This is a genomic window from Conexibacter sp. CPCC 206217, from assembly GCF_030646165.1.
In the GTDB taxonomy this organism is placed as follows: Bacteria; Actinomycetota; Thermoleophilia; order Solirubrobacterales; family Solirubrobacteraceae; genus Conexibacter.
The window spans coordinates 374,568-389,710 of sequence record NZ_JAUTDO010000005.1; the positions used below are offsets into that span (position 1 = coordinate 374,568).

The window sequence follows — 15,143 nt, forward strand, 5'->3', positions numbered from 1 at the left end:
GCCGCCGCGGCGCGCGCGGATCAGTGCGGACGGGTGCTGCGCGGGTCGGCGCCGCGACCGACGACGACCCAGATCGCGACGGCCGGCTCGTCACCGGCGTTGAAGAGGCGGTGCGGGGTGGAGGACTCGAACGAGATCGAGTCGCCCGACTGCAGCTCGTGCGTCTCGAAGCCGACGGTGACGCACAGCACGCCGTCGACGACGGTGCCGTACTCGTGACCGCTGTGGCGCATCAGCGCGTCCGCGGGCGTCGACTCGCTGCCGACGGCGTAGCTCGCGCGCAGAAACTCGACGTCGGCGTTCGGCTCGGACGTCAGCAGGTCCCAGCGGACGCCGGAGCTCAGCGACAGCGACTGCTGCGTGTCGCGACGCTGCACGAAGCCGGGTCCGCGCGGCGCGGCGGCGCCGTCGCGCTCGGCGGACGGGCGCTCGCGGCCGAACAGGTCGTCGAGCGAGATGCCGAGCGCCGAGGTGATCGAGTAGAGCGTGTTGACGGACGGCATCACGCGCTCACGCTCGATCTGGCTGATCATGCTGGCGGAGACGTCGAGCCTGCGGCTCAGCTCGCGCACGCCGATGCCCTGTCGTTCGCGCTCGGCCCGCAGACGTGAACCGAAGCCCGGCGCCATCGCCGCCGCGTGGCCGTTCTCGGCCGCTCTCTGGATCCCCTGGGACACGTCGCTCAGTGTACGCCGCGCGGTCCCGGAATGACAGCGCTTCGGAACACCTGTTTACTTTCACTGGACAGCTGATCGGAGGAGAACCATGAGCAAGATCGCATTCCTCGGACTCGGGCGGATGGGCTCGCCGATGGCGGCGCGCCTCGCCGCCGCGGACCACGAGCTGCGCACGTGGAACCGCACGCCGCGTCCGGAGCTCGTGCCGCCGCGGGCGCTGGAGAGCGCGACGCCCGCGGCGGCGGCCGACGGCGCCGAGGTCGTGATCACGATGCTGGCCGACGCGGACGCCCTCGGCGGCGTGCTCCGCGGCGAGCAGGGGATCTTCGCCGCCGCGCCGCGCGGCTGCGTGCTGATCGACATGTCGACGATCGGCCCGCTCGCCGCGCGCGCCGTCGCGCGCGAGGCGCAGGCGGCCGGGCTCGACTTCCTCGACGCGCCGGTCTCCGGCAGCGTTCCGGCGGCGACCGACGGCTCGCTCGTCGCGATGGTCGGCGGCTGCGCGGAGACGCTGCGGCGCGTGCAACCCGTCCTCGCCGCGATCACGCGCGCGCAACTGCACCTCGGTCCCAGCGGTGCGGGCGCCGCGATGAAGGTGGCCTTGAACCTGATGCTGGCGGTCGTCAACCAGTCGATCGCCGAGACGCTCGCGCTCGCCGCGGGCGCCGGCATCGCGCGGGAGGACGCATACGACGTGCTTGCCGGCGGCGCGCTGGCGGCACCGTACGTCGGCTACAAGCGCGCCGCGTTCGTCGATCCGGCGAACGCTCCGGTCGCCTTCTCGGTCGACCTGATGCGCAAGGACGTCGGACTCGGGCTCGAGCTGGCGCGCGAGGCGGGCGTCGACGTGGGGGTGGGCAGCGCCGCCGCGCTGCTGCTCGACCGCGCCCGCGCCGCCGGCCTCGGCGGGCGCGACGTGTCGAGCGTGCTGGAGCTGCTGGCGCCCGCTGGCGGCTGAGTCAGCCGCCAGCGTTGCGGCCGGTCACGAACCAGACCGCTTCCGCGGCCTCGTCGCCGATCGCCCAGAGGCGGTGCGGCACGTCCGAGCGGAAGGCGATCGAGTCGCCCGCGCCGAGCTCGTGGTGGTCGCGGCCGAGCGTCACGCCGAGCCGGCCGCGCAGCACGACGCCGCGCTCGCTGCCGCCGTGGCTGATCAGCTTGTCGGCTTCGCACGACTCGCTGCCGACGGGATAGACGACGTAGAGGAACTCGACGCCGGGCTCGTAGCTGGTCAGCAGCTCCCAGCGGACACCGGAGGCGAGCGTGATGACCGTCCGCTCGTCCTTCGGGAAGACCCTTCCGGTCGGGCTGCCGGCGCCGCCCGCCGCGAGTGTCAGCGCGACGATGGCGCCCGCGGGGGGCGCGTCGTCGTCGGTCGGCGCGAAGCTCCCGGCGGCCAGCGAGCGCAGCGCCGCCGGGGGCGAGAGCGCGGGCAGCGGCGGCGCCGCCGCGCCGCCGGTCCTGGCGCCGAACAGCTCGTCCATCGACAGCCCGAGTCGGCTGGTCATCGCGTAGAGCGTTCCGACGGACGGCATCACCTGGCCGCGTTCGATCTGCGAGACGGCGCTGGGCGAGAGGCCGAGCTGCTTCGCGAACTCGCGCAGCGAGAGCCGCTGATGCTCGCGTGCGGCGCGCAGACCCTCCCCGACCGCGCCGATCGGCGGAGTCGGCTCCGCCTGCGCGCTCGCGTCGTCGAGCGCGCGCGCTCTCTCCACCCTCCTCGGCATCGCCAGAGCGTACAGCAGCAGCACACAAATAAGCGAACCTACGCGTGGCCGTGCTGGCCAAAGGCCCGGTATTCATTGAAAAATGTCAGCTCGACGCCGTTGCATGTCCATCAATGCTTGACAATACGTTGACTCGCAATAAGCTTGCCGACACGTCCGTCGTCATCGGATCTTGGGAGAGAGGACACGTGTTGCGCACGAATTTCGAGGGCAAGCTCACGCTCGTCACCGGCGCTGCGACCGGAATCGGCCGTGCGACGGCGCTCGGCTTCGCGGCCGAGGGAGCGCGGCTGGCGCTGCTGGACCACGACGGCGACGCGCTCGCCGCGACCGCCGACGAGGCGCGCGGGCGCGGCGTCGAGGTGGCCGTCGCGACGGCCGACCTGTCGACGGCCGCGGGCGTCGCGGACGGCCTCGCGCGACTGCTGGGCGACGGCTCTTCCCCCGACGTGCTCGTCAACAATGTCGGTGCGGGCTCGGTGCGCACGTTCGACGACCTCACCGACGACGACTGGCACGCGACCTTCGAGCTGAACTTCTTCAGCTATCTGCGGACGATCCGCGCGGTGCTTCCTGGCATGCGCGCGCGCGGATCCGGCGTGATCGTCAACAACGCCTCCGACCTCGCACGTCAGCCCGAGGCCAACCCCGTCGACTACGCGGCGTCGAAGGCCGCGGTGCTCGCGCTGACGAAGTCGCTGGCCCGCGCCGAGGGTCCGGCGATCCGCGTCAACGCCGTCGCGCCAGGGCCGATCTGGACGCCGTTCTGGACCAAGCCGGGCGGCTTCGCGGACACGCTCGCGAAGGTGCACGGGCTGCCGCCGCAGGAGGCTGTCGAGCACGAGATGAAGCTTCGCCAGTTGCCGTTGCAGCGGCTCGGCACGGCCGAGGAGGTCGCGAACGTCGTGGTCTTCCTCGCTTCCGACCTGGCGGCGTTCGTGACGTCCAGCGTGTGGGGGGTCGACGGCGGCAGCGTGCGAGCGATCGTGTGACACCGCCGCACAGTCGTGAAGTATAGAACCACGAGTCTCTGGCTGGGCCCGCGTTTCACTTGACAATTGACCGCCAGCGTGTAGTCTTACTGAACATGATGCGAGGAGAGATCGTGTCGGCAAGCGCCCCGGTTGCGCCCACGACCACGGAGCCGCTCGTGCGAGCGATCGGCGTCACGAAGAGCTACGGCGGTGTCCAAGCGCTGGCCCACGCGGACCTGGAGCTGCTGCCCGGCGAGGTGCACGCCCTGCTCGGCGAGAACGGTGCCGGCAAGAGCACGCTCGTGAAGATCATCGCCGGCCGGGTACAGCCCGACGGCGGCGAGCTGCACGTCGCCGGCGGCACCGACGACGTCAGCGTGGTCTACCAGGAGCTGACGATCGTGCCCGCGCTGTCCGTGCTCGACAACGTCTTCCTCGGGCATCCGATCGTCAAGCCGCTGATGCGACGACGCGCGCTGCGACCGCTCGCGCGCAGACACCTGGAGACGCTCGGCCTCGGCCACGTCGACCTCGACCGCCCCGCGGACGAGCTGACGCTGGCCGAGCGCCAGCTCGTCGAGATCGCCCGCGCAACCGCGCGCGAGTGCCGCACGGTGATCCTCGACGAGCCGACCGCGACGCTCTCCGACGTCGAGATCGAGCGGGTCTTCGCCGCGGCGCGCCGGCTGCGCGACAACGGCTGCGCCGTCGTCTGGATCTCCCACCGGCTGAAGGAGGTCTTCGAGTTGGCGGACAAGGTCACGGTGATGCGCAACGGCCGTCACGTCTCGACCGACCCGACCAGCGCGCTGACGCCCGACGAGCTGGTCGCCCGCATGATCGGCTCCAGAGCGCTGGAGGAGCGCGGGCGCGTCGCGCGCGTGCGCGGCGAGGCGCAGGGCCCGGCGCGCGTGCGGTTGGAGCGGCTCGCGCTGCCGGACCGCTTCGCGCCGCTCGACCTCGAACTGGCGGCCGGCGAGATCGTCGGCATCACCGGCCAGATCGGCTCGGGCGCCGACTGGGTCACGAAGACCGTCGCCGGTCTCGGCCGCGAGCGCAGCGGCCGGATCGTGCTCGACGGCGAGGAGATCGGCAACGGCGGCGTGCGCGGCGCGCTCGGCGCCGGCATCTCCTACGTCTCCGGCGACCGCGCGCGCGACGGCGTCTTCCTCGACGCCAGCGTCGAGCGCAACATCTCCTCGATGGTGCTCGGCGAGGTCGCGCCAGGCGGCTTGCTGCAACGCGGCAAGGAACGCTCGCTCGGCGAGCGGCTCGGCAGGCTGATGGCGATCGACAAGCGCCGGCTCGGCTCCCGCGCCGGCGACCTCTCCGGCGGCAACCAGCAGAAGGTGTCGCTGGCGAAGTCGATTGCGCCCAGCCCGAAGCTGCTCGTGCTCAACGAGCCGACGCGCGGCGTCGACGTCGGTGCGCGCGCCGAGATCTACGACCACCTGCGCAAGCTCGCCGAGGACGGCGCGGCGGTGCTGCTGTTCTCGACCGATCTCGTCGAGATCATCGAGGCGTGCGACCGCGTCGTGACGATGTTCCGCGGTCGCGTCGTGCGGATCGCCGACGTCGACGGGCTCGACGAGCAGGCGATCCTGCGCGACATCCTGCATCCGCAGGACGAGGAGGTGGCGGCGTGAGCCCGCTGGAGCAGCGCCGTCCCGCGCTCGCCGACGGCGACGCCGCGGCCGTCAGCGGCAGCACGCCGCTGCAAAGCGCGAGCGGCTGGCTGCGCGAGCGCGACCCGCAGACGCTCGCGATCCGGTCGGCCGCGCTCGTGATCCTCGTCTATGCGTGCATCGCGGTCGACGGCTTCGGCACCGTCGACAACGTCAAGTCGCTGCTGCAGTCCGTCTCGCTGATCGGCATCGCGGCGGTCGGCACCGCCTTCGTCACGCTGTCGGGCAACTACTTCATGCTCAGCGTCGGCGCCAGCACGGCGGTCTCGACGATCGTCTTCGCCAAGGCGCTGTCGCTCGGTCTGCCGCTCGCGCTGCTGATCACGCTCGGCGTCGGCGGCGTCGCCGGCCTCGTGCAGGGCGCGGCCGTCGGCCTGATGAACACCAATCCGATCGTCACGACGATCGCGGCCGCCTCGCTGATCCTCGGCGTCGGGCAGATCGTCTCCGGCGGCCTGACCGTCAACGCCAGCGGCTCCGCCGACCTGCTGAACGACACGATCTTCGGCGACTTCCTGCCCGTGCGCGTGCTCGTCTTCTTCGTCGTCGCGCTCGCCGCGCACGCGTTGATGCAGATGACGCGCTTCGGCCGCGAGGTGCGGCTGACCGGCTCCAACCGCGACGCCGCCGAGTTGGCGGGGATCCGCGTGCGGCGGGTGATCGTGCTCGCGTTCGTGCTGGCGGCGGCCGCCGCCGCGCTCAGCGGCGCGCTGCTGGCCGCCGAGGCGTCGCAGGGCAACCTCAGACTCGGCGCCACCTTCGACTTCGACGTGATCGCCGCGGTGCTGGTCGGCGGCGTCGCCGTCACCGGCGGGCGCGGCTCGATCATCGACGCGGCCTTCGGCGCCGTCTTCATCGGGATGGTCTCCAACATCCTGATCGTCTCCGGCCAGCCCTACGAGCTGCAGCTGCTCGCCAAGGGCGGCATCGTCCTGCTGTCGATCGCGCTCGCCGCGCTGGCCTCTCGGAGGCGTCGATGAACCCCCGCCTGAACACGCTGCTGCGCAACAATCGCGCGGCGATCCTGCGGCTCGCGCTGCTGATCCTGATCGTCATCTACTTCAGCGCGAGAGCGAGCGGCTTCCTCGACACGGGGAACCTCTTCAGCCTGATGCAGGCGTTCGCGCTGCTCGGCCTGGTCGCGGTCGGCCTCGCGGTCACGATGATCGCCGGCGAGTTCGACCTCTCGGTCGGCTCGATGGTCGCCGTCTCCGGCATCATCGCGATCAAGACCGGCGGCGATGGCGCCGGCGTCGGCCTCGCGGTCGCCGTCCTCTTCGGCCTCGGCGTCGGCCTCGTCAACGGCCTGCTGACGGTCTGGCTGAGCGTCTCCTCGCTCGTCGTCACCGTCGGTACGCAGATCATGCTGACGGGGCTCGCCTACGGTCTCGCGGGCGGGCAGACGGTCTCCTACGACAACTTCGAGATCGCCTCCCAGGTCGACCAGGTGATCGCGACGGTCTTCTCGCCGCGCAGCCTCGTCGCGATCGGCGCCTGCGTCGTCGTCTGGCTGCTGCTGCGCTTCACGCGCCTGGGCCGCGACATCATCGCGACGGGCAGCTCGCGCGACGCGGCCAGCGCCGCCGGCGCTCGCACGCGCACGGCGGTCGTTGCCTCGTTCGCGATCTCCGGGACGTTCGCGGCGCTCGCGGGCGGGCTGCTTGCCTTCTCGCTCCTGAGCGCCGCACCGACGACCGGCGCCGACCTGCTGCTGCAGGCGGTGTCCGCGGCGATCCTCGGCGGCGTCGCGCTCAGCGGCGGCATCGGCACCGTGCCGGGCGTCGCCGTCGGCGCCCTCACGTTGACGGCGCTCAACAACGGCCTCAGCTTCGTCGGCGCATCTGACGCCGCGATCTCGATCTCCAACGGCCTGCTCCTGCTGGCCGTGGTGACGATCAGCGCGGGCGGGCCCACACGCCTGCTCGAGCTCGTACGACGGCGGCGCGCGGTACCGGGCTGAGGCCCAGGCCGCGCTGTCGATTCCCCCACCGTCAAACCCCACAAGGAGTGTCATGTTCCATCAGGAGGAGGGGCTGGCCCGCAAGGTCACCCGATCGCTGCTTGCGTTGACGGCCGTCGCAGCCGTCGCGCTCGCCGGAGCCGGTTGCGGCTCGTCTGACTCTGACTCGGGCTCGTCGTCCTCGTCGGGCGCCGGTGGCTCGGCCGTCAAGACGACGGCTGACGTCGCCGGCAAGAGAGTGATCCTGCTCACCGTCACGCCGCAGTGCGACTACTGCGCCCGCGCGACGAGAGCGTTCGAGGCCGGAGCCGCGAGAGCCGGCCTCAGCGTCGAGAAGAAGATCACCAACTACGATGCCGCCGAGCAGGCGGACCAGGTCAACCAGGCGATCGCCCAGAGACCCGACGCGATCGTCTACTGGCCCGCCGACGCGACCGCCAGCATCCCGTCGCTCAACCGCATGAAGGCGGCCAAGATCCCGGTGATAGTGACGAACTCGTCACCGGGCGAGGACAAGCAGGATCTCTGGAACGCCTTCACGGGCCCCAACGACACGACGCTCGGCGAGCTCGCGGCCGACGCGATGATCAGAGGGCTCGAGCAGAAGAACGGCAGAGCCGCCGGCAACATCTTCGTCGTCGGCGGTCAGCCCGGCTCGCCGCCCGCGATCCAGCGGCTCGCCGGCTTCGAGAGAATCCTGAAGGCGAGAGCGCCCGACGTGAAGATCGTCGGCAACCAGCCCGGCAACTGGGACCAGACGCAGGCGACGACCGCCGCCGACGGCCTCTTCACCGCCAACGCCAACAAGGACATCGTCGGCGTGTACGCACAGGCCGACAACATGGCGGCCGGCGTGATCGTCTCCGCCAGACGCAAGGGCCTCGACCCGGCGAGACTCGTGATCGTCGGCGGCAACTGCCAGCCCGAGGGTCTGCGCAACATCAGATCGGGCGAGCAGTACGCCTCCGTCCTGCAGTCGCCGATCGACGACGGCGACCTCGCCGCCAGAGCGGTCGTCAACATCCTCTCCGGCAGAGAGCAGCCGCACAACGAGTACCTGCCGGCCGAGGTCATCACGAAGGCGAACCTGGCGACCTGCGCGGAGGGAGTCGGCTGATGATCGTTCGCTCGCGCAGCACGGTGCCGGAGGATGTCGCGATCACCAGCCAGGACGGCTGGGAGGGCATGCACCTCTGGTGGCTGATCGACAAGGAGCAGACCGGCACCACCGGCATCGTGCTGAACTCGGTCGACTTCCCGCCGCAGAAGGCGCACGAAGTCCACAGACACGACAACGCGGCGGAGTACTTCTACGTCGTGAAGGGATCGGGCCTGTCGGTCTCCGACGGCGAGCCGGTGCGGCTCAACGCCGGCGACGTGGCGATCTACCCCCCGCACGAGTGGCACGGCTTCTACAACGACACTGACGAGGTGTGCGAGGTCGTGACCTTCTGGACCGGCGTCGATCGCTACGCCGACCTCGGCTACGAGGGTCTGCCCGGCTGGCAGAGAACCCTGGAGGGCGTCGTATGAGCCAGACGGAGACGGCGGCGGTAGCGGACCGTCGCCTCCCCGGCCAGCTGCCGGCCGTGGTCGTCGTCACGGGCACCGGCGGCGACGGCCTCGGCAGCGTGACGGCGAGGCTGCTGACGGACGCCGGGACGCAGGTGATCGGCGTCGACCTCGCGCCGGTCGCGGAGTATCCCGGCTACACGCACGTCGCGGGCGATGTGACCGCGCAGGAGACGTGGGACCGCGTCGACGCGCTGCTCGGCGCCGCGGCGCCCGGGCGGCTCGGGCTGATGACGTCGGCGGCGTACCTCGAGGTCGGCACCGTGCTCGACCTCGATCCCGACGTCTGGCGCAAGACCTACGAGATCAACGTGCTCGGGACGGTGCTCGCGATGCGCACGTTGCTGCCGCGCATGATCGCCGCGAGGGACGGCTCGATCGTTGCGATCGCGTCGATCGACGCCGAGTTCGCCGAGCAGCAGCTCGTCTCCTACTGCGCGTCGAAGGCGGCGGTGCTGCAGCTCGCGCGCACCGCGGCGCTCGACCATGCGCGCGACGGCGTCAACATCAACTGCGTCTGCCCGGGCCCGATGCGCGCCGGCCTGTTCCAGCGGCACATGCAGTCGGCCGACGATCCGCAGAAGTTCCTCCAGACGCGCGCCGCGCGCCAGCCGTTCGGCGACATCCCGTATCCGCGCGAGTGCGCGAACGTCGCGTTGTTCCTGCTGTCGGACGCGGCCAAGGGGATGACCGGAGCGCAGGTGATGGCCGACGGCGGCCTCACGACCGGCTTCGACTTCCGCACCGGCGACGAGGGCTCCTCCGCCTGAGCCTGGATCCAGGCTGAGCCAGCCGCTTCTCGCCCACGTCCCGGGCTGGGGGCGGTCACGACGCAAAGAGGGGCGGGCACCGCATGGCGCCCGCCCCTCTTCGCGTGCCATGGCGCGGCGCGGAAGGTGCCGCGCCGGCGCTGCTAGGAGAGGACCATCCCGCCGTCGACCTGGATCGCCTGTCCGGTGATGTAGTCGGAGTCGCCGGAGGCGAGGAACGACGCGATCCCGACGATGTCGTCGGGCGTCGAGAGGCGGCCGAGCAGGATGCCCTCGCCGAACTCCTCCAGCGCTTGGCCTCTGCGCTCGGTCAGTCTGTGCTCGCGGAACTCGGAGTCGAGCTGTTCCCACAGCTCCGTCTGCACGACGCCGGGCCCGAAGGCGTTGACGGTGATCCCGTGCTCGGCGAGCCCACGCGCGCCGGCCTGCGTCAGCGCGACGACACCAAACTTCGAGGCGCAGTACGCGGCGAACAGCGGGAATCCCTGCTTGCCGGCCATCGACGCGGTGTTGACGATCTTGCCGCCGCCGCCCTGCGCGATGAACTGCTTCGCCGACTCCTGCGTGCCGATCAGGACGCCGAGGCCGTTGACGCGCTGGATCTTCATGTACTCGTCCTCGGTCACCTCGAGGAAGGGCTTCGTCTGTGAGATGCCGGCGTTGTTGAACATCACGTCGAGGCGGCCGAAGCGCTCCACCGTCTGCGCGATCGCACCGGCGATCGCGGCGCGATCGGCGACGTCGGCGCCGATGCCGAGCCCGCGGCCGTCGAGCGTGCCGGCGACCTGCTCGGCCGTCGAGGAATCGAGGTCGACCACGGCCACGTTCGCGCCGTCGGCGGCGAGTCGCTGCGCGATCGCCGCGCCGATGCCGCGACCGGCGCCCGTGATCAGGCAGGTCTTGCCGTCGAGTCGTCCGCTCATCTTCTCCTCCGGGGCTTGGGAAAACATGTGTACAGCACCACTGTATGCGCTGTTCAGCGTATGTTACCGCTCGTGAGGCGTGATCCGGAGCGAGGATCGCCGGGAAGGCCGCGGCGCCGGCGAGCGGACCCGGCCAGGATCGCCGCGGCCCCGGCCGGCGCGCCCCCTACGCCCGCAGTTCGACCGGGGCGTCGACGAAGTGGGTGATGCGCTGCAGCTCGGCGACGCGGTCGGTGACCTCGTCGCGGGTGAGGCGGGTGACGCGCTCGGTGCCGAACTCCTCGACGTTGTAGGAGGCGATCGCGGTGCCGTACGCCATCGCGCGGCAGAGCGTCTCGTGCGAGAGGTCCTCGCCGCCGTGCGCGGCGAGGTAGCCGACGAAGCCGCCGGCGAACGAGTCGCCCGCGCCGGTCGGGTCGATGACCGTCTCCAGCGGGTAGGCGGGGAGGCCGAAGAAGCCCTCCTCGGTCAGCAGCGCCGCGCCGTACTCGCCCTGCTTGGCGACGACGACTCTCGGACCCATCGCGCGGATCTCGCGCGCGGCCTGGACGAGGTTCGGCTTGCCGGTCAGCTGACGGATCTCGGCGTCGTTGAGCAGCACGCAGTCGACCGTCTCGATCGTCTTGATCAGCGAGTCGCGGGCGATCTCTATCCACAGGTTCATCGAGTCGAGCGCGACGAATCTGGCGTTGGACTGCTCGCGCACCGCGCGCTGCACGTCGGGCTGGATGTTGGCGAGGAACAGCACCTCGCTGTCCTTCGACGCCTGCGACAGCTTCGGGTCGAACTCGCCGAAGACGCCCAGTCTCGTGTCGTCGGTGTGCGCGGTGTTGATGTCGAAGTCGTAGTGCGCGCGCCAGAAGAACGTCTCGCCGCCGGGGACGTGCTCGACGTCGTCGGTGTTGATCCCGCGCGTGCGCAGCACGGCGTACTCGGCGTCGCCGAAGTCGTCGCCGACCGGACCCACGACGCGCACGTCGGTGAAGAAGGACGAGGCGAGCGAGAAATGCACCGCGGCGCCGCCGAGCATCTTCTCGCGGGTGCCGAAGGGCGTGGTGACGGCATCGAACGCGATCGAGCCAACGACGGTGAGTGCCATAGGAGAGGGAAGGTCTTTCGGTCGGGTGAAGTTCCCCACAGGGTACTGGCGGCCACCGCGAGCGGCCTCTACTAGCCTCCGCCGCGATGCGCGCGATCCAGCAGCAGGAGTTCGGCGGGCCCGAGACGCTGCAGCTCGTCGAGCTGCCGACGCCCGTCCCCGCCGACGGCGAAGTGCTGATCGAGGTCAGCCGCGCGGGGCTCAACTTCGCCGACACGCACCAGCGCACCAACTCCTACGTCGCGAAGGCCGAATTGCCGCTCGTGCCGGGCACCGAGGTCGCCGGCGTGCGCGCCGATACCGGCGAGCGCGTGATCGCGATCTGCCACACCGGCGGCTACGCCGAGTACACGACCGCGCCCGCCGCGCTGACCTTCCCGATCCCCGACGGCGTCGAGGACGAAACGGCGCTCGCGCTGCTGATCCAGGGTCTCACCGCCTGGCACCTGTACCGCACCAGTGCCCGTGTGCAGCCCGGCGAGACGGTCGTCGTGCACTCCGCCGCCGGCGGCGTCGGCTCGCTCGCGACGCAGCTCGGCAAGCCGCTCGGCGCCGGCCGCGTGATCGCCTCCGCCTCGACCGCCGAGAAGCGCGCGCTCGCGCTGGAGCTGGGCGCCGACGCCGCGATCGACGGCGGCGCGGAAGGGCTCACCGAGCGGCTGCTGGAGGCCAACGGCGGCAGACCGGTCGACGTCGTCTTCGAGATGGCCGGCGGCGCCGTCTTCGACGCCTCCTTCGACGCGCTCGCCCCGCTCGGCCGGATCGTCGCCTACGGGATCGCCTCGCGCGAGCAGAACGAGATCCGCACCGGAAAGCTGCTGCGCACCTCGCGCACGGTCGCCGGCTTCTGGTTCCGGCACTGCCTCGAGCACCCGCAGCTGCTCGAGGACCCGCTCGCCGAGCTGTTCGCCCGCACCGCCCGCGGCGAGCTGCGCGTCGTCGTCGGCGCGACCTACCCGCTGGCGCGGGCCGCGCAGGCGCAGGTGGACCTCGCCGAGCGCCGCACGACTGGCAAACTGCTGCTGGATCCGCGCGCGTGACGCGCGTGAATGAGGGCGGATTTCGCCCGCGAGTTCCCCTGCGCGCCGCGCGCCGCCGGCACGCTGCCGTGGAACTCGCAATGCGGCGTAGCCGCACGAGGACTAACCTGAGTGGCTAGTGACTACTTTCGCTGAACTCGGACTTTCCGCTCCGGTGCTCGAAGCACTGCGCGACGTGGGGTACGAGAGCCCCAGCCCCATCCAGGAGCAGGCCATCCCGGCGCTCCTCACCGGCTCTGACATGATCGGCCAGGCGCAGACCGGTTCCGGCAAGACCGCGGCATTCGGCCTGCCGCTGATGGAGTACGTCGATCCCGACGACCGCGACGTCCAGGCGCTCGTGCTGACGCCGACGCGCGAGCTCTGCATCCAGGTGACCCAGGCGCTGCGCTCCTACGGCGCGCGCAAGGGCATCGACGTCGTCGCCGTCTTCGGCGGCGCCCCGATCCGCTCCCAGCAGGCGCAGCTGCGCGCCGGCGGACAGATCGTCGTCGGCACCGTCGGCCGCGTGAAGGACCTGATCTCGCGCCACTCGCTGATGTTGCACGCGACCCGCTTCGTCGTGCTCGACGAGGCCGACGAGATGCTCGACCTCGGCTTCCTCGAGGACGTCGAGAAGATCCTCGCGCTGACGCCCGGCAGCCGCCAGACCGCGCTCTTCAGCGCGACGATGCCGCCGGAGATCAGAAAGCTCTCCGAGAAGTACCTCTACAACCCGGTCCACGTGAAGGTCAGAGCGGCGACGCTGACCGTCGACACGGTCGAGCAGTTCTCGCTCGAGGTTCCGCAGCGCGAGAAGAACGACATGCTCGGCCGCGTGCTGGAGTCGGAGAAGCCCGATCAGGCGATCGTCTTCGTGCGCACGAAGATCCGCGCCGACCAGCTCTACCGCACGCTGCGCGACCGCGGCATGAACGTGAAGGCGCTGCACGGCGACATGAGCCAGGGCTCGCGCGACGGCGTGATGCTGTCGTTCAAGAGCGGCCGCCTGCCGATCCTCGTCGCGACCGACGTCGCCGCGCGCGGGCTCGACATCTCCTCCGTCACGCACGTCGTCAACTTCGACGTGCCGACCTCGCCCGACGTCTACGTGCACCGCATCGGCCGCACCGGCCGCGTCGGCCGCTCCGGCCGCGCGATCACGTTCTACGACTCGAAGCAGAAGAGGGAGATCGAGGCGATCGAGCGGCACACGAGAACGCCGATGGCGCCGTGGACCGAGGGCGCGCGCGTCGGGACGCTGAAGGTCGAGGTCAAGCCCAAGCGCCACGAGACCAAGCCGCACGATGTCGCCCCGGTCGCGCCGACCAACGGCGACACGCCGGCCGTCGTCGCCGCCGCGCCGATCAACGACGGCGCGCGCACGCGCCTCGTCGTCGCCGGCGGTCTCGCGCAGGGGATCGAGCCGAAGGACCTGATCCACGCGATCAAGACGGCCGCGGGCATCGACGGCGAAGCGGTCCGCAACATCCGCGTGCTGGAGCAGTTCACGTTCCTCGACGTGCCGTCCGCCTCCGCGGAGCACGTCGTCGAGCAGGTCACCGGCACCGAGGTCGACGGCCACAAGCTGCGCCTCGAAGCGATCCGCGCGTAGGCCGCCACCCGGCTGCCCCCTCACCCCGCCCAACTGCCCCGCGTACTGCGGTCCTCCGTCATCCCGATGCCCAGACGCAGCGCCGGAATCCTGCTTCACCGCCGCGTCGGCGGCGGTGAGCTGGAGGTCCTGCTCGTCCACCCGGGCGGGCCGTTCTGGGCGAAGAAGGACGTCGGCGCCTGGTCGATCCCGAAGGGCGAGCACGGCGACGACGAGGACGCGCTCGCCGCCGCGCTGCGCGAGTTCGAGGAGGAGCTCGGCACGCCGCCCTCGCCCGACGCCGAGCCGCAGTCGCTCGGCGAGGTCAGACAGAAGGGCGGCAAGCTCGTCACGGCGTGGGCGCTCGCCGGCGACCTCGATCCCGAGCTGATCGTCAGCAACACGTTCGAGATGGAGTGGCCGCCGCGCTCCGGTCGCACGCAGGCCTTCCCCGAGGTCGACCGCGCCGGCTGGTTCACGCTCGCGCAGGCGCGCGAGAAGCTGCTGCCCGCCCAGCTGCCGCTGCTGGAGCGCCTCGCCGAACTGCCGGCCGCGCAAGGCGGGTAGTAGGGTCGCAGCAGGACCCACCGCAGCGCATCGCAGTACCCGACCACCACGCACCAATCCCCCGGAGGAGCCGCCGATGTCCCAGGCCACGATGCACACCAGCCACGGCGCGATCGTCATCGAGCTGTTCGACGAGGACGCGCCCAAGACGGTCGAGAACTTCCGCAGACTGTCGACCGACGGCTACTACGACGGTCTCACGTTCCACCGCGTGATCAGAGACTTCATGGTCCAGGGCGGCTGCCCGGAGGGCACCGGCACCGGTGGCCCGGGCTACGAGTTCGAGGACGAGATCAACGACCACAAGATCGAGCGCGGCGCGCTGGCGATGGCCAACCGCGGCCCGAACACGAACGGCTCGCAGTTCTTCCTCGTGACGGTCGACGCCGCTCCGTGGCTCGACGGCAAGCACACGGTCTTCGGCAAGATCGTCGAGGGCATGGACGCGCTCGATGCGATCGAGGGCCTCGAGACCGACGCGCGCGACCGCCCGGTCGAGCCGGCCGGCATCGAGCGCATCGAGCTGAGCTAGAAACAGGTCTGCGGTCGGATCGCGGTCGGCGCCGCCGCCCAGCA

At 71.0% G+C, this 15,143-nt stretch carries 16 protein-coding genes; 12 read left to right on the forward strand and 4 right to left on the reverse strand.

The features are described from left to right. Positions 1-20: 20 nt before the first annotated feature. Entirely contained in the window at positions 21-677 is a 657-nt protein-coding gene (locus tag Q7L65_RS15830; protein ID WP_304722454.1) for a helix-turn-helix domain-containing protein, read from the reverse strand. A gap of 88 nt (positions 678-765) precedes the next feature. On the opposite strand from Q7L65_RS15830, the gene Q7L65_RS15835 reads away from it, so the two are divergent. Then, positions 766-1,635, forward strand: coding sequence for an NAD(P)-dependent oxidoreductase (locus Q7L65_RS15835; protein WP_304722455.1), 870 nt, complete (start codon positions 766-768; stop codon positions 1,633-1,635). A gap of 1 nt (position 1,636) precedes the next feature. On the opposite strand, the gene Q7L65_RS15840 is transcribed toward Q7L65_RS15835, so the two are convergent. Further along, positions 1,637-2,404 (reverse strand): helix-turn-helix domain-containing protein, encoded by a 768-nt coding sequence (locus tag Q7L65_RS15840; RefSeq protein ID WP_304722456.1) that lies wholly within the window; start codon positions 2,402-2,404, stop codon positions 1,637-1,639. Between the two features lie 191 nt (positions 2,405-2,595). On the opposite strand from Q7L65_RS15840, the gene Q7L65_RS15845 reads away from it, so the two are divergent. From Q7L65_RS15845 to Q7L65_RS15875, 7 genes are all read left to right on the forward strand, one after another. Beyond that, a complete protein-coding gene (locus tag Q7L65_RS15845) occupies positions 2,596-3,396 on the forward strand; it encodes an SDR family NAD(P)-dependent oxidoreductase (protein ID WP_304722457.1) in 801 nt (266 codons plus the stop codon). A gap of 113 nt (positions 3,397-3,509) precedes the next feature. Then, positions 3,510-5,024: a sugar ABC transporter ATP-binding protein gene (locus Q7L65_RS15850; protein WP_304722458.1), complete on the forward strand. Its 1,515-nt coding sequence runs from the start codon at positions 3,510-3,512 to the stop codon at positions 5,022-5,024. Next, positions 5,021-6,043, forward strand: coding sequence for an ABC transporter permease (locus Q7L65_RS15855; protein ID WP_304722459.1), 1,023 nt, complete (start codon positions 5,021-5,023; stop codon positions 6,041-6,043). The genes Q7L65_RS15850 and Q7L65_RS15855 overlap by 4 nt, the downstream gene beginning before the upstream one ends. After that, entirely contained in the window at positions 6,040-7,023 is a 984-nt protein-coding gene (locus tag Q7L65_RS15860; protein ID WP_304722460.1) for an ABC transporter permease, read from the forward strand. The genes Q7L65_RS15855 and Q7L65_RS15860 overlap by 4 nt, the downstream gene beginning before the upstream one ends. A 52-nt stretch (positions 7,024-7,075) precedes the next feature. After that, on the forward strand, positions 7,076-8,140 hold the full coding sequence (locus Q7L65_RS15865) for a sugar ABC transporter substrate-binding protein (protein ID WP_304722461.1): 1,065 nt from the start codon (positions 7,076-7,078) through the stop codon (positions 8,138-8,140). Continuing rightward, complete coding sequence (locus Q7L65_RS15870; RefSeq protein ID WP_304722462.1) at positions 8,140-8,556, forward strand: cupin domain-containing protein; 417 nt, start codon at positions 8,140-8,142, stop codon at positions 8,554-8,556. Before Q7L65_RS15865 ends, Q7L65_RS15870 begins: the two co-directional genes overlap by 1 nt. Continuing rightward, a complete protein-coding gene (locus Q7L65_RS15875; protein ID WP_304722463.1) occupies positions 8,553-9,365 on the forward strand; it encodes an SDR family NAD(P)-dependent oxidoreductase in 813 nt (270 codons plus the stop codon). Before Q7L65_RS15870 ends, Q7L65_RS15875 begins: the two co-directional genes overlap by 4 nt. Positions 9,366-9,508: 143 nt before the next feature. Here Q7L65_RS15875 and Q7L65_RS15880 read toward each other — a convergent pair whose 3' ends face one another. Both Q7L65_RS15880 and Q7L65_RS15885 read right to left on the reverse strand, forming a co-directional pair. Further along, complete coding sequence (locus tag Q7L65_RS15880; protein WP_304722464.1) at positions 9,509-10,288, reverse strand: glucose 1-dehydrogenase; 780 nt, start codon at positions 10,286-10,288, stop codon at positions 9,509-9,511. A 166-nt stretch (positions 10,289-10,454) separates the two neighbouring features. Further along, positions 10,455-11,387, reverse strand: coding sequence for a PfkB family carbohydrate kinase (locus Q7L65_RS15885; RefSeq protein ID WP_304722465.1), 933 nt, complete (start codon positions 11,385-11,387; stop codon positions 10,455-10,457). Between the two features lie 86 nt (positions 11,388-11,473). On the opposite strand from Q7L65_RS15885, the gene Q7L65_RS15890 reads away from it, so the two are divergent. The 4 genes from Q7L65_RS15890 to Q7L65_RS15905 all read left to right on the forward strand — a co-directional run bounded on the left by Q7L65_RS15890 (position 11,474) and on the right by Q7L65_RS15905 (position 15,099). Further along, positions 11,474-12,427, forward strand: coding sequence for an NADPH:quinone oxidoreductase family protein (locus tag Q7L65_RS15890; protein WP_304722466.1), 954 nt, complete (start codon positions 11,474-11,476; stop codon positions 12,425-12,427). A 154-nt stretch (positions 12,428-12,581) separates the two neighbouring features. Then, positions 12,582-14,021: a DEAD/DEAH box helicase gene (locus Q7L65_RS15895; protein WP_304722467.1), complete on the forward strand. Its 1,440-nt coding sequence runs from the start codon at positions 12,582-12,584 to the stop codon at positions 14,019-14,021. Between the two features lie 66 nt (positions 14,022-14,087). Then, entirely contained in the window at positions 14,088-14,567 is a 480-nt protein-coding gene (locus tag Q7L65_RS15900; protein WP_304722468.1) for an NUDIX domain-containing protein, read from the forward strand. Positions 14,568-14,643: 76 nt separating this feature from the next. Beyond that, positions 14,644-15,099 (forward strand): peptidylprolyl isomerase, encoded by a 456-nt coding sequence (locus Q7L65_RS15905; RefSeq protein ID WP_304722469.1) that lies wholly within the window; start codon positions 14,644-14,646, stop codon positions 15,097-15,099. Positions 15,100-15,143 lie beyond the last annotated feature (44 nt).